The sequence below is a fragment of the Wolbachia endosymbiont of Nilaparvata lugens genome, from assembly GCF_007115045.1.
Lineage (GTDB): Bacteria > Pseudomonadota > Alphaproteobacteria > Rickettsiales > Anaplasmataceae > Wolbachia.
This window is the reverse complement of record NZ_MUIY01000001.1, coordinates 1,021,024-1,041,910: the sequence shown is the minus strand read 5'-3', so window position 1 is coordinate 1,041,910 and position 20,887 is coordinate 1,021,024. Positions and strand designations below refer to the sequence as shown.

At 33.0% G+C, this 20,887-nt stretch carries 17 protein-coding genes and 1 pseudogene; 12 read left to right on the top strand and 6 right to left on the bottom strand.

Annotated features, from left to right (window positions below):
- Positions 1–99: 99 nt before the first annotated feature.
- The 4 genes and pseudogenes from BWZ41_RS05135 to BWZ41_RS08075 all read left to right on the top strand — a co-directional run.
- Positions 100–726, top strand: coding sequence for a TRP75-related protein (locus BWZ41_RS05135; RefSeq protein WP_143689617.1), 627 nt, complete (start codon positions 100–102; stop codon positions 724–726).
- A gap of 16 nt (positions 727–742) precedes the next feature.
- The gene (gene ispG, locus BWZ41_RS05130; RefSeq protein ID WP_143689616.1) at positions 743–2,023 is read left to right on the top strand and encodes a flavodoxin-dependent (E)-4-hydroxy-3-methylbut-2-enyl-diphosphate synthase; all 1,281 of its coding nucleotides are present in this window, start codon (positions 743–745) and stop codon (positions 2,021–2,023) included.
- A 257-nt stretch (positions 2,024–2,280) separates the two neighbouring features.
- The gene (locus BWZ41_RS08080) at positions 2,281–3,495 is read left to right on the top strand and encodes an ankyrin repeat domain-containing protein (protein ID WP_143689615.1); all 1,215 of its coding nucleotides are present in this window, start codon (positions 2,281–2,283) and stop codon (positions 3,493–3,495) included.
- A gap of 104 nt (positions 3,496–3,599) precedes the next feature.
- Positions 3,600–3,934 (top strand): annotated as a pseudogene (locus BWZ41_RS08075) (IS5-like element ISWpi1 family transposase); the annotation flags it as partial.
- Here BWZ41_RS08075 and BWZ41_RS05120 read toward each other — a convergent pair.
- Entirely contained in the window at positions 3,924–4,307 is a 384-nt protein-coding gene (locus BWZ41_RS05120; RefSeq protein ID WP_143689614.1) for a TraR/DksA family transcriptional regulator, read from the bottom strand. The pseudogene BWZ41_RS08075 and the gene BWZ41_RS05120 sit on opposite strands and share 11 nt — an antisense overlap.
- A gap of 108 nt (positions 4,308–4,415) precedes the next feature.
- On the opposite strand from BWZ41_RS05120, the gene BWZ41_RS05115 reads away from it, so the two are divergent.
- Entirely contained in the window at positions 4,416–5,063 is a 648-nt protein-coding gene (locus BWZ41_RS05115) for a heme exporter protein CcmB (protein ID WP_143689613.1), read from the top strand.
- Positions 5,064–5,231: 168 nt separating this feature from the next.
- Here the strand turns inward: BWZ41_RS05115 and BWZ41_RS05110 are convergent, their stop codons facing one another.
- Complete coding sequence (locus tag BWZ41_RS05110; RefSeq protein ID WP_143689612.1) at positions 5,232–5,942, bottom strand: class II aldolase/adducin family protein; 711 nt, start codon at positions 5,940–5,942, stop codon at positions 5,232–5,234.
- 235 nt (positions 5,943–6,177) lie between these two features.
- Between BWZ41_RS05110 and BWZ41_RS05105 the strand changes: the two genes are divergently transcribed.
- Positions 6,178–6,762 (top strand): AAA family ATPase, encoded by a 585-nt coding sequence (locus tag BWZ41_RS05105; RefSeq protein ID WP_177429456.1) that lies wholly within the window; start codon positions 6,178–6,180, stop codon positions 6,760–6,762.
- Here BWZ41_RS05105 and tsaB read toward each other — a convergent pair.
- From tsaB to ubiG, 3 genes are all read right to left on the bottom strand, one after another.
- Positions 6,732–7,337, bottom strand: a complete 606-nt coding sequence (gene tsaB, locus BWZ41_RS05100) for a tRNA (adenosine(37)-N6)-threonylcarbamoyltransferase complex dimerization subunit type 1 TsaB (RefSeq protein WP_143689611.1) — start codon at positions 7,335–7,337, stop codon at positions 6,732–6,734. The two genes, BWZ41_RS05105 and tsaB, sit on opposite strands and share 31 nt — an antisense overlap.
- Entirely contained in the window at positions 7,337–8,470 is a 1,134-nt protein-coding gene (locus BWZ41_RS05095; protein ID WP_143689610.1) for a cation:dicarboxylate symporter family transporter, read from the bottom strand. The genes tsaB and BWZ41_RS05095 overlap by 1 nt, the downstream gene beginning before the upstream one ends.
- Positions 8,471–8,577: 107 nt before the next feature.
- Positions 8,578–9,744, bottom strand: coding sequence for a bifunctional 2-polyprenyl-6-hydroxyphenol methylase/3-demethylubiquinol 3-O-methyltransferase UbiG (ubiG, locus tag BWZ41_RS05090; protein WP_143689609.1), 1,167 nt, complete (start codon positions 9,742–9,744; stop codon positions 8,578–8,580).
- Between the two features lie 145 nt (positions 9,745–9,889).
- Between ubiG and dnaG the strand changes: the two genes are divergently transcribed.
- The 6 genes from dnaG (at position 9,890) to BWZ41_RS05060 (ending at position 17,516) form a co-directional block, all read left to right on the top strand.
- Positions 9,890–11,632 (top strand): DNA primase, encoded by a 1,743-nt coding sequence (dnaG, locus tag BWZ41_RS05085; protein WP_143689608.1) that lies wholly within the window; start codon positions 9,890–9,892, stop codon positions 11,630–11,632.
- 98 nt (positions 11,633–11,730) lie between these two features.
- Complete coding sequence (locus BWZ41_RS05080; RefSeq protein WP_143689607.1) at positions 11,731–13,029, top strand: Na+/H+ antiporter NhaC family protein; 1,299 nt, start codon at positions 11,731–11,733, stop codon at positions 13,027–13,029.
- Between the two features lie 259 nt (positions 13,030–13,288).
- On the top strand, positions 13,289–15,523 hold the full coding sequence (locus tag BWZ41_RS08565) for a TomO hydrophobic C-terminal domain-containing protein (protein WP_143689606.1): 2,235 nt from the start codon (positions 13,289–13,291) through the stop codon (positions 15,521–15,523).
- Between the two features lie 239 nt (positions 15,524–15,762).
- The gene (locus BWZ41_RS05070; protein ID WP_063631141.1) at positions 15,763–16,110 is read left to right on the top strand and encodes a ferredoxin family 2Fe-2S iron-sulfur cluster binding protein; all 348 of its coding nucleotides are present in this window, start codon (positions 15,763–15,765) and stop codon (positions 16,108–16,110) included.
- Positions 16,111–16,117: 7 nt separating this feature from the next.
- Positions 16,118–17,131 (top strand): hypothetical protein, encoded by a 1,014-nt coding sequence (locus BWZ41_RS05065; protein WP_063631142.1) that lies wholly within the window; start codon positions 16,118–16,120, stop codon positions 17,129–17,131.
- On the top strand, positions 17,115–17,516 hold the full coding sequence (locus BWZ41_RS05060; protein WP_143689605.1) for a cytochrome c-type biogenesis protein: 402 nt from the start codon (positions 17,115–17,117) through the stop codon (positions 17,514–17,516). Before BWZ41_RS05065 ends, BWZ41_RS05060 begins: the two co-directional genes overlap by 17 nt.
- Before the next feature lie 59 nt (positions 17,517–17,575).
- Here BWZ41_RS05060 and BWZ41_RS05055 read toward each other — a convergent pair whose 3' ends face one another.
- Complete coding sequence (locus BWZ41_RS05055) at positions 17,576–20,884, bottom strand: UvrD-helicase domain-containing protein (RefSeq protein WP_143689604.1); 3,309 nt, start codon at positions 20,882–20,884, stop codon at positions 17,576–17,578.
- Positions 20,885–20,887: the final 3 nt, after the last annotated feature.

The following is a 20,887-nucleotide window of genomic DNA, read 5'->3' as shown; positions in this document are numbered from 1 at the left end:
ATTTTTTAGAAAGATGTTTGTATTATAAAGTTAGTAGAGATTCTGATTTACTTGAAGTTTATTAATTGGTATCTTTTAAGGCACAATATTGACTATAGTATGCTTAAGATCTTTTCTAAAGTTTTATTTATATTAATACTTTTGGTTTCTAGTTTCTTTACTGTACATAATGTTGAAGCTAAGTCTAAAGTGAAGCTTAGTAAAAGGTACATACCTCCTGGTAATCCTGGTGGTACAAATTTTCATGCAGATGAGGAATTTGCTGATTCATATAAACTATATGAAAAGCGTAGGGAGATTCTCAAGAAAAGAAAGTTACAAGATCTAGCTATAAATAAAGAAGATCTAATTAAAAAATTAAAAGAAAAAAAAATTGCTAGCCTTGATAACGAGCCAAACAACGTGGGAGCTTGCATAGTTGAAGATGGGGAGGATGCTATGATCAATCAGCATGGTATTAATCTTGCACGTTTAAAGGGTGCTGTATTTATAGATCAAGAGCCAGTTTCTCAGTATGAAAGTAAGCAGCATAAAAGTGAACAACAAAAAGGGAAAAAAGTTACTTCAACACGAGAAAAAAAAGTTTCCCCTATAAATGTTACTATAAAAGAAAGTCCATCAAGAAGAACGTGCTCTCATGATTCTATTACTGATCTAAATAGAACACCACAAAATAGTTTAAATGGTTCAAGTTCATTTGGCAGTGTAGTTGACACAGTAAAATAGTGTCACGATTAATAATATGCTAGATAGAGACCTGACATTGAGTGATGATGCATATGAGTCATCGCCGGTTTCCAGGCATAAAACTTATACTGTAAAAGTTGGACAAGTGAAGATAGGTGGAAATAATCCTATAGTTGTTCAATCCATGGCACTTGGTGCACATATAGATTCTGACAACATAAAAAGCAGTGCTCAGAAATATGCAAAAGAAGTAATAGAACTAGCGCATGCAGGTTCAGAGTTGGTGCGAATTGCTTTGAACTCAGAGGAAGTAGCAAAAGCAATACCTTATATAGTAGAGGAAATAAATAAAGAAGGCTTTGATGGTAAGATATTAGTAGGCTGTGGACAATATGAGCTCTACAGGCTGATTCAGGATTATCCAGACAACATTAAAATTCTGGGTAAAATTAGGATAAATCCAGGTAATATAGGCTTTGGTGATAAACGTGATGAAAAATTTGAAAAAATTATAGAGTATGCAATAACGCATGATCTTCCCGTCAGAATTGGAGTAAATTGGGGTAGTCTTGATAAGTACCTTTCACAAAAATTAATGGATGAAAACTCCTTGTCTAGTAATCCAAAAACTTCTGATGTTATATTACGTAAGACGCTTGTAATGTCTGCTCTTGGTAGTGCAAAAAAAGCTGAAGAGATTGGCCTGAGTGCAGAAAAAATAATCATTTCATGTAAAGTCAGTAGAGTGCAAGATTTAATTTTAGTTTATACGGCACTTGCACAATCTTCCAATTATGCGCTGCATTTGGGTTTAACCGAAGCTGGTATGGGTAACAAAGGCGTAGTAAATACCACAGCAGGGCTTACTTATTTATTGCAAAATGGTATTGGAGACACTATCCGGGCTTCTTTAACTCAGCGCCCTGGTGAATCACGCACTAATGAGGTGGTAGTATGTCAGGAAATACTGCAGTCTATAGGTTTGCGCTACTTTAACCCTCAGGTGAGTTCATGTCCTGGTTGTGGACGCACAAGTAGCGATCGTTTTCGTATATTAACTAAGGAAGTAAATGGCTACATAAAAACTCATATGCCGGTATGGAAGAAAAAGAATCCTGGTGTAGAGTATATGAACGTTGCTGTTATGGGATGCATAGTAAATGGTCCTGGAGAGAGCAAACATGCAAATCTGGGGATCAGCCTGCCTGGATACGGAGAAAAACCTGTTTCAGCAGTCTACAAAGACGGCAAATATTTCAAAACTTTACAAGGTGATAATATTTTTGAAGAATTTAAGGCAATTATTAGTGATTATGTGGAGAAGCATTACACATAAGCCTTTCACAAGTTTGTACTTAGACTACATTCTGTTTAGTGAACGTCAAATGAGACAATAAAGAACGTAAATTTAAAAAATAGATAATAGCTAATAGGGTTTCTTTTGCCTTTTTTTATATGGTAAATTTCTTAATATTTAGATTGGCCCGGAGTAGTATAGAGATGTTATTCCAGTATCAAGGACTGAAGTTTCCTGATCTACAATATTTGTACAGTTATGAAATAGATGCAATTTTGACATAAAAGCTTTACTTTTTGAAATTTTGGGTTACGTTTAATTTAACATATTTCAGTGGGGAATTTATTGTAAGTAGAAAGAAAGCTTTAAAAATATTAGGTTTTCAATCAAGCGATGCGCCCAGTGAACAAGAAATTAAATCAGCGTATAGAAAATTAGCCTTAAAATATCATCCTGATAAACATTCAGAAGCTGCAAAGAAACAAAATGAGGAGAAATTTAAAAAGCTAGGTAATGCATATGAATTTCTCACTAAGGAAAATATAGAAGGGGTTAAAAATCTAACTGACGAAAATTTAAATGAAATTAATTCGCCTGGAGATTTGAGGTTTTACTTAAGTAGGGCTCTATATAATCAGGATATAAAGTTTCTTGAAAAGCTTTTTTCCAAATTCAAAAGCAGTAAAGATGGAAGATTTGGTGATTACATCAATGAAGAACTTATTTGTATTTACTTTCCATTATCTATTGCTTTAATGCAAGCTAAAGATTCAAGAAATTATAGTATTTTGAAACTTCTTTTAGAAAATGGTGCTGATCCTAATATAAAGTTATTACATAATGAAGCTTCGTTATACTATTATATGGTTCTCGACGACAGCAGAATTGTAGAGTTATTGTTACAATATGGTGCTGATCCTAATATGTTAGATAGAAATGGTAAAAATCCTTTGTTTGAAGCGTTTTTGTGTGATGATGATCATACTATGGGAATACTTTTGAAATATGGTGCTAATCCTAATATGTTAGATAAAGATGGTCGAGGTCCATTATATCAAGCAATCAATTGTGACAACGATAAACGCGAAAAATATGTAGAGTTGCTTCTAAAGTATGGTGCAGATCCTAATCAGAAGGTTTATGGCTCCAGAGTTATAGAGTGTGCTCCATATTTCACTAATAATGGTGTAATGAATTTGATTAAAACGCTTACTCTGCCATACGGTAGCAATGATAAAGTTAAAGGGTTGATGGCTGAATACGGTGGAGTTGATAGACGTTATCTACGTGATCAAACGATACTGACTTGTTGTTGCTTAATCGTTGCTTCTGCTACTTTTTTTAGTATAGCTTTTCCTTTGCGCTATGTACCGACAGCAATATTTGCACTTGCTGCATGTTTTTTTATTAAAAATGCTGTACATGCTGCATTTTTTGCAAAAGAACCTTCTACTGAGTTTACCGAAGCTAGAGCTTGTCCAGAGATTAGTAAAAGAGGCTATAATATCTAAAGTTTTAGTACTGGGTAAAGATGAGAAAAAAGCATCCAGCAGACCTAAGTCAAAGGGAATGGACAGGAATAGAAAGCTATTCCAGAGTATCATACAGGAAAGTAAGAAAAAAATATACTATAGTTAAAAAAATGTGATGGGATACCAAGGAGAAAATTTAAAAATCATATAAAGGAAGAATATGGTATGGATATTGAGATTGTCAAAAGGCCTTCATGTAGGTTATAAGTCAACAGAGACACACCGCCTTAGCTACTACCAATGAGGGGTTTAAAGTACAGCCAAGAAGGTGGGTTGTAGAAAGGACTTTTGCTTTAGGAATAGAAGACTATCGAAAGAATAAGATTTACTTACTGAAAATTTCATATATCTGGCTATGAGTAGAGTTATGTTAAGGAAAGAAATATGCTTGAATTCCCGGACAAGTTCTAATCATTAATGTTATAAACGTTCTTTTCTTTTTCTATTCTCTCTTGTTCTTCAATACAATACATAGCAAGCGGATTAGCTTTAAGTCTTTCGACTCCTATTTCTTCTCCCGTTCCATCGCAGTAACCATAAATGCCTAATTTTATTTTTTCCAACGCCTCCTTAATTTTTTCTTTTCTATCTTTTCGGCGCTTAATTAATTCTCCATTTTCACTATCTCTATCAGAATAAATACTACTATCTTCTAGATCTTGTTTCTCCAGTTCAGAGAGTATTGATTGTAACTTTAAGCTAAAGTATTCCAGTTGTTTTACGTTCATATATTCTTCATTTTCTGAAGGAACGTAATCTTCTGGTAACTTTATTTTTATTAATTTTTCCATAGCATTATCAATAAAATATATTAAAACTTATATAACTTGTAAACACAAAAAATTATACTACCCTCAAAGTAAACACTATAATTTATAATAAACATTTAAAATCCTGGTATGATTAGTTCGGTAAAAAAATTAGTAATAAATAATAATAATCTTACTTATATAGTATGTATTTTTATTATAATGTTAAGTTTATCTTCATATACACTTGAAAACAACAGTAAACAAGAAGTCATATTAACATTAACATGGATATGTGCTACATTTGTTTTGCAGATCTCTACAAATAATTTATTTACATCTGATTATCATGATGGAATATTAGAGCAAATCTTTGTACAGCCACTCTCTTCTAGGCTGATAGTTGCTTATAAAATCTTCGCTCACTGGTTGTTATTTGGGTTACCGATTTCAGTGATTTCTTTCATGTTCAGCTTTGCAATTCTAGGCAATAATATTGAACATTCAATAGCAGTTGGAGTGTCTTTATTATTTAATACGCTGATAATCATTAATATTTCAGCTACTGGAAATGCATTAATGATTGGTAGAAATAACTTAGCATCAGGAGTGTCGCAAATTCTTGTTTTGCCAATGATAATGCCAACTTTTGTATATTTCAAATTGCTAACTCAATTTGAAAATTTATCCTTGAATATTTATACACTACTAATCACCATCTTAATTTTTGTCATTTTAATTGTTAACAGCACTATAACTACTCACATAGCATTAAAATTTGCTGTGGAGCAGGATTGAAAAAACTTACTAGTTATTTACTTGTATCTGCTTAGTTAAGGGTGTTAATTTAAGTAGAGATGGAGACATTAGACTTCTTGCATGAATTACAGCGTATGAAACCATTATTGGATTTCAGACTGGCTGGTTATGCAAGAAATTTAATATCTATCGAAGAGTCAGAAACTTTTATAACTTACCTTTAATCAACCTAACCCATGCGTGCCAGTCTCTCTCACCAAGATTGCTTTCGAAAGACAGAAGATCCTTTACGGCTTTTGAGCAAATTTCTTCACTTGGAATTGACAACTCCCTATTCATTGCTAGCGTCAGGCATTGAGTTTTACAAGCTTGCTCTAAGTGATACGTATAAAACATTGCTTCTTGTATAGTCTGACCACATGTTATAGATCCATGATTGCGCATTAACATTACAAAATTTTCTTTCAAATCAGCTATTAATCTTTTTCCTTCTGTATCATCAAGTGCCAGGGAATTATAATCATGGTAAGATACCTTATTATAAAAGTGCAGCGCCCACTGACTTATTGGGATTAATCCATCCTTGAGAGAAGAAACTGCTACAATAGAAGGTGTATGTAGATGAAAAATTGCTTGAATATCTTTCCTTGCTTGATAAATGAAGCCATGGATTACATAGCCAGTTTTATTATATTGATATTCTTTGCCTTCAATTATATTCCTATCAAACGATACTTTCATCAATGAACTTTCATCTACTTCATAAAAACGTATACCAAACGGATAAACATAAAATGACTTTTTATCTTCAGAACGTACAGAGAGATGAGTATACGTATGATCATCTAATTTAAGATAAGATAAAATTTGATAGGCGTTAACTAGGTCTCTTTTCAACTCACTATTTGTTAATAACATAGCTCTTGACTAAAATTTTCTAAAGATTTATACGTGAAAAAAAGTTTATTACAAACTAAAAGGTGAACCTACATTAAAATACTAAGCACTTTTATTTGCCTTAGGTGATTAGAGGTTACATTTCTAGATTACATAGTATTTTTACTATAAAAGCGACTTTTTATTTAATATTTCATATGTTTTAAAGCCTTGTTTTTATGTTATTATAATTGTAGGTTTTAATATTAAAAATAATATGATAAACGTTGACATAAAAAAACAGCTAACAAAATTTTTCATATATATCACTGGTCTTCCAGGAAGTGGTAAACTTTCTACAGCAATAGTATTATCTAGTATGATAAATGCAGTAATTGTAAGTGGACTTGAATATAATCAAACTTCCAAAGAAGCTCGAGATAGAATATATAACACTACACATGTTATGTTTCAGGCAATAGAAGCCTATCCTATTGACTCAAAAAATTATATATTTGTTGATGAATTAATTAAAAATAATGATTACAACATAAGAATATATAACTCAGTAGTAGAACTTAGTAAAAAAATGAGCACAAAAATCCTCCCTATAGTACTTAGGTGCAATCCATTGATATTAAAAGAGCGTACTATATCAAAAAAGCAAAGAAAAAATAGGAAGGTTACTAATATAAATAGTATTAAATTTAGAGAGGAAGATTTATTTATGCCACCAAATGCTATGGAGATAGAAAATTCAAATATGAGTATAAAAGAAGTAGCAGAGGAAATAGTAAGTCAGATGTACAAATTTGGCCAAATTGATAGTGTTTACACGATAGGCAACAATTTCATATACTGAGGCTCATTTAAGTATAGAGCCTCAACTTCATTTAATTTTTGTTTATTTTTTAGTCTATAACGGACTAATAGCCCTGCATGGCTAGCATCCAACTTTGGTAAACTGCAATCCATATATGTAATGCAGTGCGTTTCAGGCTGGAGTTCACTTACTACAGCAGGATTTGATAGCGGTAACAAATTGAAATCAAATAACTGCGTATAAAACTTTTGATCATCTTCGATTATAGCTTTAATATTTTTTTTGCTATTTGCACAAAGTAGCGATATTGCATATGCTTGAGCTTCCAGCGCACTAACCCCATATAACGGCTTATTTGTAGCAAGATTTATACCTTGTGCAGTTGATATACCAACTCTGATTCCAGTAAAACTTCCTGGTCCAACTATCACTGCTAAATGGTCTATTTTATCGTAGCTGTAATTATGCTTATCAAACAAAGTATTCAGTATTTGAAAAAATGATTCTGCATGACTATTGTTTGCAGAATTGCGTTCTACAAAACAATTACCATCGTAATCAATTACTGCTATTGAACTACCAGCACCTACAGTATTAATTGCTAGAATGGACATCACTTAAGCTTATCATAGAGCTTTGTAAACATTATAGTAAAAGCACCGTTACCCATAACATTTGCTGAAGTTATTATTGGGTCAAACACTATATACAATGCTGTAATTAATGAAAGCATCTCTGGAGAGAATTTAAGATACTTCTCAAGAACAGGCAACATTACCATAATCCCTCCCGCTGGAACTGCAACAATAGCAAATTTAAATAACAGAAAGTAGAGAAGGAAAGTCACATAGTCTGTTGCAGACAATCCACCACCAAAAGTCATTATCATTGATAATATTATAATAAAAAAGCAATCACCTACTAAATGAAAGCTAGCAGTTATTGGCACAACAGACGATGCTATATCAGGCTGCTTTACATTTTTTTTGCTTCCTTCAATAGTAAGAGGCATAGCTGCATTACTAGACATTGTGCTCATTGCAGTAATAAATGCAGGTATCATATTGCCTATACTAGCTATCCAGCTTATGATCTTGAATGAATTTGCTGCTCCATATAAGAGAAAAACATAAAGGTAGGTTACAGATGCTATAATAATAAAAATTATTGAGTAATTCATAAATATTGTAGATAGAACCTGGTCATGCTGCATTTTAAAAGCAAATCCAAGTACAAACATTGGAATAACTGGTGTCAAGAATGTCTTCAAAACAAACAAAATTAAATCTGACATTTTCTGAGAAAGTTCTTTGCTTTTTTCAGGCAGCAAAGCAGACATTATTAAGCTGGACGCAAACCCATAAGCAAGAGCACGAAAGTTGGAAAGCATTATCGGTAGCTCAAACGACCATAAAGGTACAATTGTTTCTTCATGCTGTATTACGTTCTGTATTGAATAAGTATTTTGTAAGATAAAGTGCCAAGCAGAATAAGCTATTAGACTTGAGGTAAGGTTCGACAAGAAAATCGTTATAATAATTAACAATATAAACTTTATAGCCGACTGCTTAAGATTGTTAACACTACTAAAGATTAATGCAAAAACAATAAAAGGCATTATAAATAGTAAGATCTCTTTTATACTAAGGCTTATTGAATACAAGAAGGTTTTCACTTCCATTGGAACTAGATGACCAAAAAATACAACCGAAGTGATAACAGCAAGTAAGGTTAGTAATTGTAACATATTCTAATATAGCGATATCCTATGGAAATACATATGATAAATTAGCTGCTAAGTAAAGCAAAACTACCTGAAATATTTGCATTACCTTCTAGTACTTGAATGAGATTTCAAATTACAACGTTTCCACAAAGTATATAATTAACATCCACACCTTTGGTCAAGTTCCATTCACGCTTTATTACATTATATTCCATACCAGTCATATCTTGTAGTGTTACATTGTTCTCTCTTAGATGATTTGCAATTTCTGATGGCTTGAGAAATTTATTCCAATTATGTGTGCCTTTTGGCAGCCAGTTTAATATGTACTCTGCGCCGACTATTGCAAGACAGAAGGATTTAATAGTTCTATTTATCGTCGATATAAAAATTAGCCCTTCTGGCTTCAACAGCTCTATTGCTTTTTTCATGAAAAACTCTAAATTATCGACATGTTCAACCACTTCCATCAACAAAACCACGTCATACTTCTTGTCATTGCTTAGCTCTTCAATGCTAGTGTGTGTGTATTCTATATTTAACCCTACTTTCTTCGCATGCGACTGTGCCACTTTTATGTTTTCCTCACATACATCTATTCCTGCAACGCTAATACCAATACGCGCCATTGACTCTGACAAAATGCCACCACCACAACCAACATCGAGCAATGATAGTTCTTTTAAATCGCATTTTTTTAATTCTTTTATTTTCTCAACGATGTATAATACTCTCACACGATTCATCATGTGCAATGGCTTGAACTTGCCATTCTCATCCCACCATTCACCTGCTATTTTAGCGAATTTTGATATTTCATCTTCATTATAAGTTTTTGTGGTTTTTTTCTTGCTAATATTGCTAAGTTTATCAAGGCGTTCTTTATGTCTACTTTCTTTTGAAAATTCTGTTTCGAGGAATTGTTTGACTATGTCTTTTGCTAATCCACTCTCAGTAAACCCTGCACCAAGACACAGTATATTCGCGTTGCCATGCTCGCGAGCTAATTTTGCGATCTCAACACTATTACATAAAGCAGCGTAGATTCCTTCAAAACGATTTGCCACAGTACTCATGCCCAAGCCTGTACCGCAGATTAATATCCCATAATTTGCTTTTTTATTTGTTATATCTTCTACAACTTCAACAGCATAGTCAGGGTAGTCTACACTCTTTTGCTCGGCAGTGCAGCCACGATCTGTCACTGTATAACCTAAAGTTTCCAAGTAAGGCTTTATTTCTGATTTTAATTCATAACCGGCATGGTCCGAGGCAATCGATATTACATCTGACATATGAGAAATCGTAACTCAAGGATATTTATATGGGTAATTTATTTTGAGCTTTTTGTCAAGCTCTCCTGATCTTTCTGAATAAATTTCGAGTCAGATATGCATAAATTCTATATAATTTTTATCCTACCACTACTAATTCGGTAAAATGGATCATATAGATATTATAAAGTCAAAATTATTGTTGTCTGACATAGTAGGAAAAAAAGTCAGGCTAATAAAAAGAGGAGATAGTTTTGTTGGACTCTGCCCATTTCATAACGAAAAAACTCCATCTTTTTCGGTCAGCAATATTAAGGGCTTATATTACTGTTTCGGCTGCTCAGCTCATGGTGATGCGTTTGAATTTATTTCACAAACTGAGGGCTTAAGTTTTAAGGAAGCGTTGGAAAAATTGGCATCTGTTGCAGGTGTTGAGTTACCTAAAAACCTCAGCGTTGCTAAAGAGAACGACAAACTGTTTTCAGCACTGAATTTAACTGCAAACTGGTTTACACAAAAAAATCAAGGAGTTGTAGATTATTTAAAGCAGCGCAAGATTTCACTCAAAATCATAGATAAATTTAAGATAGGTTATGCACCAAGCTCTGGTTTGAGAGAATATTTGAACTCTTCCGGTATTGAAGACAAAATTTTGGCTAATGTTGGGTTGATAAATAGAAATTCTCGTGATTATTTCTATGATCGACTCATGTTTCCTATACAGAACATTGCAGGAAAAGTTATTGGCTTTGGTGGACGTGCGTTGAGTCCTGATCAACAACCAAAATATTTAAATAGCCCAGAGAGTCAGCTCTTTAAGAAAAGAGAAAATTTATATGGATTAAACTTTGCTTTGAGTGAAATACGCAAAAAACAACATCTATTTGTTGTTGAAGGATATATGGATGTAATAGCACTACATCAAGCGGGAATTAGCAATACAGTTGCTCCGCTTGGTACCGCAATTTCTACAGAGCAGATAAAAAATCTATGGAAATTTGCTAAAGAAATTTCCATCTGTATGGATGGCGATAGTGCAGGACGTCATGCTGCTATTCGAATTGCAGAATTTGTTTTGCCGATACTGGAGCCTGGATACACATTGAAGTTTGTGACTTTGCCAAGCAATAAGGACCCATATGATATATGCGATGAGCTCAAGTATAAGAAAGAGAGTGTACTGACTGCTCTTGACTGTTCAACGAAACTTCATTCTGAATATTTATGGCATCACATAATCGATAGCAATTTGCAAAATTATGAAAAATTTGCCCCGGAAAAATATTCAATTCTTGAATACAAGTTCATGGAATATGTAAACGCTATCAGTAATAGCAGTATTAGAAGGTATTATAGAGACTATTTTTACAATAAAGCTAACGAACTGAGAAGTAGCTTTAAAAAGCAAATTTTTAAAAGTAGGCTTAGAGAGACAAAAGAGGAGTATCTCTACAACAAATCTCCAGAATTAATTGAAGCAGAGCAAAATCAAGCTATAATCCTGCGTATAGTAATAGAGTTCCCTGAACTTTTAAACCACCCTATATTTTTCGAGCAATTTTCCCATTTTGAGTTTACTCATATGGAGATGAAAAAATTACAACAGTGCGTAATTAATATGGTAACTAGTGAGAGCAATTTTAATAAAGAAATTCTGTTACGGGAGTCTAGCATTATAAAGTTTATATTTGAAAAAACTAGCATACTAAACAATCAATTAAATGAGAAAAAGTCCGCAGAAAATGTCTGGAATAACATAATATTACGAAAAGAATTAAATGTATTACAAGAGGAAAAAATTAAAGCAAGGCTGGGCGGTAATTTTGACTTAGAGGAAAGGCTAATAGAGCAAATAAAGCAAATAGAGGATAGCATACAAGAAATGCAAATGGAATTTATTCAAAAGTAGATGGCTTAAGATGTTCAAAATTATTAGAAAAACACTGTATTGGTAGTTGCTTAAAATAGCTTGTTCTAGTATATTTTCAATTTATTTAATTACGACAAGTGTTTGCATTTCTTCCTCTCATTATTTTTTTAGCCTTATATCTTGGTAGTGGTATTTATTTTTCTTTTTTTGGGTTTGACAATCCTCTTCATCAAATTTCACCGTTAGTTTGCTTATTACCAGCATTATTTTTTGCTATCCTATTCAATAAAAACAAAATTCAGCATAGCGTTGATACTCTTATAAAAGGTATGGGGAATAAAACTACTCTTACCGTGTGTTTGATTTTTCTCCTTGCTGGGGCATTTTCTACTGTTACTCAATCGCTTGGTAGTATAAATGTGATTGCTAGCTTAACTATTTGCTTTCTTCCAGCACAATTATTACTTCCTGGAATGTTTGTGGTTTCTGCGTTTATTGCAAGTGCAATAGGCACATCAATCGGAGTTATTGCACTTATAACACCAATAGCTGTGAATCTAGCACAAAATGGAGCTTTTGATTGTGCAGTGGGTGTTGGAGCTGTGATAGGTGGGTCTATGTTTGGCAGCAACCTTTCAATGATATCTGACACTACTATTGCTGCTACTTCTTCACAAGGAGCTTCAGTAAAGGATAAACTAAAACTAACCCTAAAGACAGGATCTGTTACAGGTCTTATAATACTTACTTATCTAGTAATGATTTCAAATAGCACAGAAGTTGTTTCTCTCTCAAGTCTGGATTATTTATCCATAGTCAAAATTATCCCTTATATATCTTTAATAATTATGGGTTTATTTGAAATAAACACACTGGTAACATTAGCTGTTAATATGGTTGTTGCTGGAATATTAGGAATAGCTTTTTTTGATTATTCGATTATTGATTATTCTCATGACATATGTAGGGGGTTCAATAAGATGAATGAGGTAATGATATTTATTCTTTTCAGTAGTGGATTAAGCCACTTAATGTACGAATACAGTCAGAAAAAGATAGATAAATTCACTGATGAGGTGAATCTCACAAGAAGTCAAGCTGAACTTATGATTGCAGGAATATCATCTATGTTTACTATTTTGGTTTCCAGCAATATTGTTGCTATTTTATTAACTAGTAATATTGCGAAAAGACTTGCACAAAGATATAACATTGCACCACACCGTAGTGCGTATTTATTAGAAATATTTACTGCGATCACAAAAAGTATCTTACCTTATGGTTCTCAAATATTGCTAGCAAGCAGCATTGCCTCTCTTTCACCTATTGCTGTACTAACAAAAGTATATTATTGTTTTGTTTTTGCAGCAGTTGCAATAAGTGAAATAGTTATTAATGGCAGACGTCATGCGGTTGTAGCTCCTCAATTACCATAAACAACTCTTTCTGTAGCTTTGTGGAAATTATGCTAACTGATTATGCTGTAAAGGTGAGCCATATTCATATATAAATTAATCTGTTGTTGCTAAACTTTCATTTTCACAACTCATTTTTCTACACATTTTCACTCAATTTGTTAATAAATTGACAATTATTACAATATTTGCTAAAATGTTTATATGTCAGTACCGTGCTTTCATAAAGATGTGGTATTAGTGGTATAATCAAAAATGTATAAAAATAGTGGAGAAACAAATGCCTGATTATTATGAAATATTAGGAGTAAAAAGAGATGCTACTCACGATGAGATAAAAAAAGCATATCACAAATTGGCACTTAAGCTTCATCCAGATAAATTGCATAAGGAAGCGCAAGAGTTAGATAGGTTAGAGAAAAAAAAGAAGGACGGAGAGCTACTATCACAGTCGGAAGAAGGTCAAATGGCTGAGCTTAAAGAGAAATTGGGAAAATTCAAGCAAATATCAGTAGCATACGAAATTTTATCTGATCAAACAAACAAAGCTCAGTACGATAGGGGAGAGGATGTTAGTCAACAAGCTTATAAGAGGGAGTCGTCATGGGAAAAAAAAATGAGAAAGTTTTTTGAAAAAGCAGATGAAATAGCAAAAGGAATACATAAGTTAAACAAAAGGAAACTTAAATTCATTGCAGAAATGAATCGAATAAAAAGTTTTTACGATATACATAATATATTTTTTTATAAATGTGAAGAATTAAGAAAAGAGCGAAAAGAAAAAGTAGACAAGATCATTGAACTAAACAGCGAGGTAGGCAAAGATGAATGGATTGAAGAATTAACCAAAAGTGTAACAAAACTAAAAAACGACAAGGGTAACTATATATCCACTATTATGAACTTGTTGGAAAAGATCAAATCAGATGAACTTGAAGAGTGCTTTTCTATAATAAGGAAAGTTGAAATTGCTGATGATGACATTACATCTCTAGTGCAAATTGCTATTGCGTACGATCGTGTGGAAATTTTCAAGTTCTTTGAAGGAAGGATAGAAATATCACCAAATGACATCTTAAACTATGCTTATGAATACCAATCTGAAAAGTTTTTGGATTATTTTTTTAATAAGTACTTAGATAGATTAGATATCAACTATAAAGATGAAGAAGGAAATACAGCTTTACATCATACATTAAAATGGTTGGATTTGAATGAATCGAAATACCAAGGTTTTGTCGAGTCACTTCTTAGTAAAGGCGCAAAGCTTAATACTAAAAATCACGAAGATAAAACTCCATTTGATCTCTTGGTTAATTATGCTAAACAATTTTCTTCTAAGGAAGAAGCAATAGAAAGATTGAATAATGTTTTGGTGGTGCTCGGTTGTTGTAAAGCCGATGAACTGAAAAAACTAGAAGGTACTCCTGCGTTAAATAAACTGGTAGAATTTGCTGCCAAGTATCGTTTCGAAGGAATTTTCGACCTCTTGGCCAAAAATAACATACAGATTTCAAATTTAAGTGATGAAGACGTTAACACAGCTTTACATTATGCCTTAAAAGAGGTTAGTTATAACGATTATGAATATGAAAGTTTTGCTAGGTTCCTTCTGAGTAAAGGTGCAAGGCTTGATGTTAAAAATAGAAAAGATAAAACTCCATTTGATCTCTTAGTTGATTATGTTAATGAGTGTTCTGAGTACGATAATGCTTTTGAGTTTTTTCTAAGGAAGGACAAACGTAAAACTATGCGAAGCTTAGATTTAGTTGTGAGGTTACTTGGCAAACATAAAGTTATACCAGAAGGTCTAAATGGTACTCCTGAGTTGAATAGATTAGTAGATACTATTGTTGAATGTAACCATAAAGAAGCTCTAGATCTCCTAGTTGAAAATAACATAAAAATTTCAAGTATTACTTTAAAAAATATCGTTACAAGCGATTGCAATAAAAAGATTTTTGGTTACTTTTTATATAGAAATAAAGTTGACTATCAAGATGAAGGTGGGAATACAGCTCTACATCATGCTTTAAGAAACTTGCACTCCGATAAGTCAATGCTTTGCAAAGTTGAATCACTTACGAGTGTAGGTGCAAGATTTGACGTTAAAAATAACCAAGGTGAAACTTCGTTTGATCTCTTGGTTGAATATGTTGAGAAGGGGTTTTATGGTCAAGCGTCAAGGTTAAGTTATGCTTGGAAGTTGCTTAACAAATGTGAAAATATAAGAGAGCTAAAATATAAAGATGGTATTCCTGCATTAGATAAACTAAATGAGCTTCGTATTAAGTGTCGTAATACTTCTATCATAGTTGCTTCTACGTTAGCAGTAGTTGGAGTTGCTTTAGGTGTAGCTATTGCAGCTCATTCAGGAATGTTAGCGGTAGGGATAGGAATTGGAGTTTGTTGTCTTGTTGTTGCTGCAATCACATACCATTGTAATAGTCCTGCAAATTTATTGAAAGATAGCAATGCTGAAGTTGTAGTTGATCAAACGCTAGCGGTAAAATGATAACTTAAGATCAGGAGAAATGGCAGATCAAGTTTGATGATATTAATTCAGTAATATATTTAGTAAAATCTAAAACTAAGGAAATTCTATACTTACAATTCTGTGAGATGCTGGTGGCACCTGTCTTACTCCCCTGATAAGTATATGATGACAAGAGGTAGATAATTGAATTGCAAAGAGTTTGCAAATACTAGTTATTATTTGTAGAATATAGAGAAATTAGTAGAGATTTTAATAGTATGCCATCCATTACTTTTATTTTACCTGATGGAAGTAAGAAAAGTTATGAAGCTGCAGAGGGAGAAACTCTTCTTAATTTAGCCCATAGAAGTGATCCAGATCTGCTTGAAGGTGCATGTGAAGGTTCTCTTGCTTGCTCTACATGCCATGTGATTGTTGATCCAAAATTTTATGATGTTGTAGAAACACATAATCCTATATCTGATGAGGAGAATGACATGCTGGATCTAGCTTTCGGTTTAACAGAGACATCGAGGCTTGGATGCCAAATAAAAATCACAAAAGATATTGACGGTTTGTGCGTAACCGTGCCCAGAGGTACAAGAAATATATCATTAGATAAGTAAGAGGATCATGCGTAAAATTTTTGTCTATATTCTCATCTCCTTACCTTTGTTTATTCCTCTAGCGTATAGTGGTTTTTGGTATTTTTCTGCATTTAAGGTAAAAAGTCTTTTAACTGATTACATTAATGACGAAAAAGTTGATATTTCACATGATTTTAAGGGATTTCCTTTTAACCTAGTTTTTCGTGTAACGAATCCAAAGTTTTCTAATGAGCAATTAACTGTTTCATCTGAAGCTTTAGTGATAAAAAACAGATTATTTGATAAGTCAGTATATATCTATATACCAAGCAATAAAGTAAACATTGCTGTCCGTAGTGATGAGAAAAAGAATATAAAGTGTCACACACACGTGAGTAGCCACTTTGTTGTTAAACTAAATGATTTACTATCTTCATTAAAATTCAGCAGAAATAGCACTGTAATAGACTATATAGATACATTTCGTTACGAAGATTATGGATTAAAATGTGATGTTTTAGAAAATCAGCAAAGTGTTATAACTGAAGTTAATGATAAAAGTAATTACATTCAATTTCACTTTGATAAAGAACTGAATGAAAATACTAAACTAGAATTTGATTTTTATACTTACCGTTATAAACATACTGCAAGTCCTGAAAATTACCTTAGTGTCGACGCTAAATTAGATTATGAATTTGTAAACCATATTTCAGCTTCTAAGATTAATTTCAACATAGAAAAATTTTTGATTGAGAGTAATAACTTTTCTATTGCTGCGAATGGTGGAGTAAGTAATTACAATTTAGTTACATCTTCATTTGAAGATAAAATTAATGTAGCCATATCAAATTATAAAGAATTAATTTCGTTTGTGACTAATGATTCAAAGACTGCAGATAAATTGGAAAAATCAATATCTTCCTTATCAGAAAAAATCACTAATAACGACATTCAATTTTCAATAAAGTACGACAATAATGTAGGTTCAGGCTTTATTGGAAAATTATCCACTACTGATTTTATCACTCAATTCACCAAAAATGAGAATAGTAATTAGCTTACTTTTTACATTGATATTTCATTTAAGCATAAATGCTTTTACTTTGGATGATAAACTAAGAGACGAAAGCATGGAAGAGCGAGCAAGTAGCTTATTTGCAGTAATAAAGTGTCCAGTATGCTCTGGTGAATTATTATCCGAATCTGAGTCTCAAGTTGCATATGGTATGCGTAAGACAATTCGCAAGAAGATCAGTGATGGATATACTAACGAGCAAATAGTTTCAGAGTTAAAAAATTCTTATGGAGATTCAATTATCATTGTACCACCTGTAAAATCTAGTACCTACATTTTATGGTTTATTCCTTTTATAATTCTTCTTATTGGATGTTTTCTAGTACGAAAATCAGTTCAGAAAATAGATAAGGTAGTAAAAAGATAACTATAGAGTAAAAGTGAGTTTACAACAAATGCAAGTAGCTACTATACGAACATTTGAGTTTAGATCAAAGATTGTAAGGTTAAATCTTCCATCCAAATAACCACGCACTCTACCTGCTTATCTGGGTAGACTTCTTGCACTAAGGTTTTATAGATCAACATTTGCTTTTTTATTTCATTTGATGAGGAAATAGAAACGTTATGGTGTGATTTATAGTCAATTATGATTGCTTTGTCTTCTGTTATGCACAGTCTGTCTAGCCGCACTAATACTGGTTTTCCGTCAATTGTTCCACTAAGTGGAATTTCTGATTTGCCCTCCAAGTCGAACAGGTAATCATATTTTTCATTAAAGGTTAATATTTTGCTGTAAATTTCATCCTTATCTTCACTAGTGTTTATGCTATCAAGATATTTCCTAACCCAATTTTTTCTCCTGTCTTTCTCTATCTTGGGCATATATTGCAATATACTGTGAATTATTAAGCCTCTTGCATAGCTGTCTGTCGTCCCAATGCTCCTTTTTGTCATTCCAGCATTCTCATCTGTCATCCCAGTGCTTGACACTGGCTTTTTTTCTCCAGGTTCCAGCGTCACGTGCTGCAATGACATTGATAGGTTTGATGGAGGTGAAATCACTGGAACATCAAAATAATCACGTTTTTTATAAATAGAAGGGTAGTTTGCATTCATGCATAGCACTTCAACTTTTTCTTTAAATATCGGCTGTAAGTATAGTTTTTTCCTCTCATATAATGCTCCATATTGAATAACTAGATCATACCAAGAGCCCTTTTGCACTGGCTCTTTGCCTAAAATGTATAATTCATCTTCAGCACGCGTAAGTGCCACGTACAGCAAACGCAAATATTCGTTATAATCCTCTAGTTTTTTCTCTCTTTTTACTTGATCACAATAAGCATTATTATTTTTGCCACACCAAAATGGTGCTTCCGTTGTATCAAACAAAATACTTTTGCTGTTTCTTGGCACTGTATTTGTGTCAACTAAAAACACTATTGGAGTTTGTAGACCTTTTGATTTATGAATTGTCATTATTCGTACAGCATTGCGTTCTGATTGCATATCATTTTTAATCTCAGGATTATTTTCTTTGATCCACTGAACAAATGCTTGAAGAGATGGGTGCTCAAATTGCAATACGAGGTTCATAAATTCGTCTAGAATCTCGAAGCACTCAAGACCTAGCCTTGCAGCAAATTTCTTTTTGCCTGTGCGCAATATATGCGTGAATAGTGTAAGAGGGGATTCTGTCTTAGATAAATTAATCAGATAGTTTAATTCATTCGAGGTAATCTCATGATAATCATGAAGTTTTTCCCACAACGACTGTTCTTTACGATAATATGCAATCTTGAATAAATCATCCTCAGTAAAGTTGAATAGCGGTGATTTTAAAACATTTGCAAGAGCCAGATCATTTGCCTGAAGGAGGAGGAATTCAGCCAAAGCTATTAAGTCCTGCACAGCTATGTAATCCATAATTCTAAAATAATCTCGGCCTATAACTGGTACATTTACTTTTTTTAGTTCACTTATTATGTAGTCAACTAGCGCATTTCGTTGCCGTACCAAAATCATAATGTCCCTTGGTTCTATATGGCGATCTTTGGCGACTAAAATACGCCCTTCGTTTAACCAATTGTGAATTCTTTGGGCTATTGCCTGAGCAAGTAATCGATCCGTTACTACATAATCTTTCCTCTGTGTTAAATGAATTTGTAAGGCTTGCTGCTCTTCCTCTTTATAACTTGGCAATAACGGCCAAATTTCAATGTATCCTTGATCATTTTCTCTATATGGAATATGTTTTATCTCGTTATCATTAAAAGATATTTCTTCACGAAAATTGTTAAATATTCTGTCTACAAGCATCAAAACTTCTGGAGTTGAGCGAAATGACTTTTCAAGTTGACATGATACCCAATCTCTGCCACCGGTTTTCGTGTGAAAATATTGCTGCATGTAATTAAATAGATGGGGATTTGCTCCTTGAAATCTGTAAATTGATTGTTTTACATCGCCAACAACAAATAAAGTTCTCTTTTCATCACCGCCGGTAAAAAATTCATCGCAGAGACTTGTTATAATTTTCCATTGACTAATACTATTGTCTTGTGCCTCATCAACAAGAATGTGGTCTATTTTTTTGTCTAGATTAAACAATATCCAATCTTTATCGCCTGGATTGCTAAGGAGATCTGTTGCTAAATTGATGATATCATCATAATCAAGCAGTGCATTCTTTGATTTTTCACTATTATATAGATCAACATATACTTTAAATACACTAAGTAAACTACTGGTTCTTGCGAATATTTGATAAGAATTTATATCCTTTACATGGGTAAACAATGCATTTTGAATGTTTTCTATCATTTGCTCTACGTCTTCAAATTTTTCCAAAGCACCCTTTGTTATAATTGATGATATGCTCTTTTTTTCGTACGATTCTGATTTGAGAAATACTTTAGCTAAGTTCTCTATCTTGTTGTCATCCAAGTAGCTGACACTGGGATCCATATTTCTTTTTTTCTGGATCCCAGTGTCAGCTACTTGGATGACAACATTTGGTACGGACGATTTTGTGCTATTACACCAATCATAAAGTATCGCACTGTAACTCTGATCTCTTTTGCTGCCCTCACTTAATATTTTAACTAATCTTTTTATCTGCTCACTCGTTTCACTCTGTAAATTGTGAATCTTATCTGGGGCACTTAGTTTATCTTTGATATACCCTAAATTATTTTCTAGAGCTGATCTCTTTATACATAAGGTATAGAGTAAATCACTCAGCTTGTTTTCATCAATTTCAGCTGCAATGATATTTATATCGTCCTGCACAGTTTCATTATGAAGCGTTTTTTCAAATACGATGGAATGCAATTCTTTACATTCGCTCAACGTACAATTTGGAGCGATACCAGCTTCTGTAGGAAAGCTGGAGATTAATTTGTAACAAAAGGCGTGTATAGTTTTAATATTAAGACCAATATTTTCCAGTTCAGAGAAGAGCCTTCTTGCTCTTGTTAAATAATCTTTATTTTCTCTAGATCCCAGTGTCAAGCACTGGAATGACAAGTAGGGGTGTTGGGGAAAGAAATCTAATTGTTCTAAATCTGCAACCAATATACTCTCTGGACATATTGCCCACTTACTAAGTGTACTGTAAATGCGATCCTCCATTTCATTTGCTGCAGCATTGGTAAATGTTAAGCAGAGAATATTTCTCTTATTCTCTAATAGAAGTCTTAATACTCTGTCTATTAAGATCTTTGTTTTACCTGTACCAGCTGATGCACTTACCCATACAGAGAAGTTAGGATTTATGGCATTTGATCTCATTAG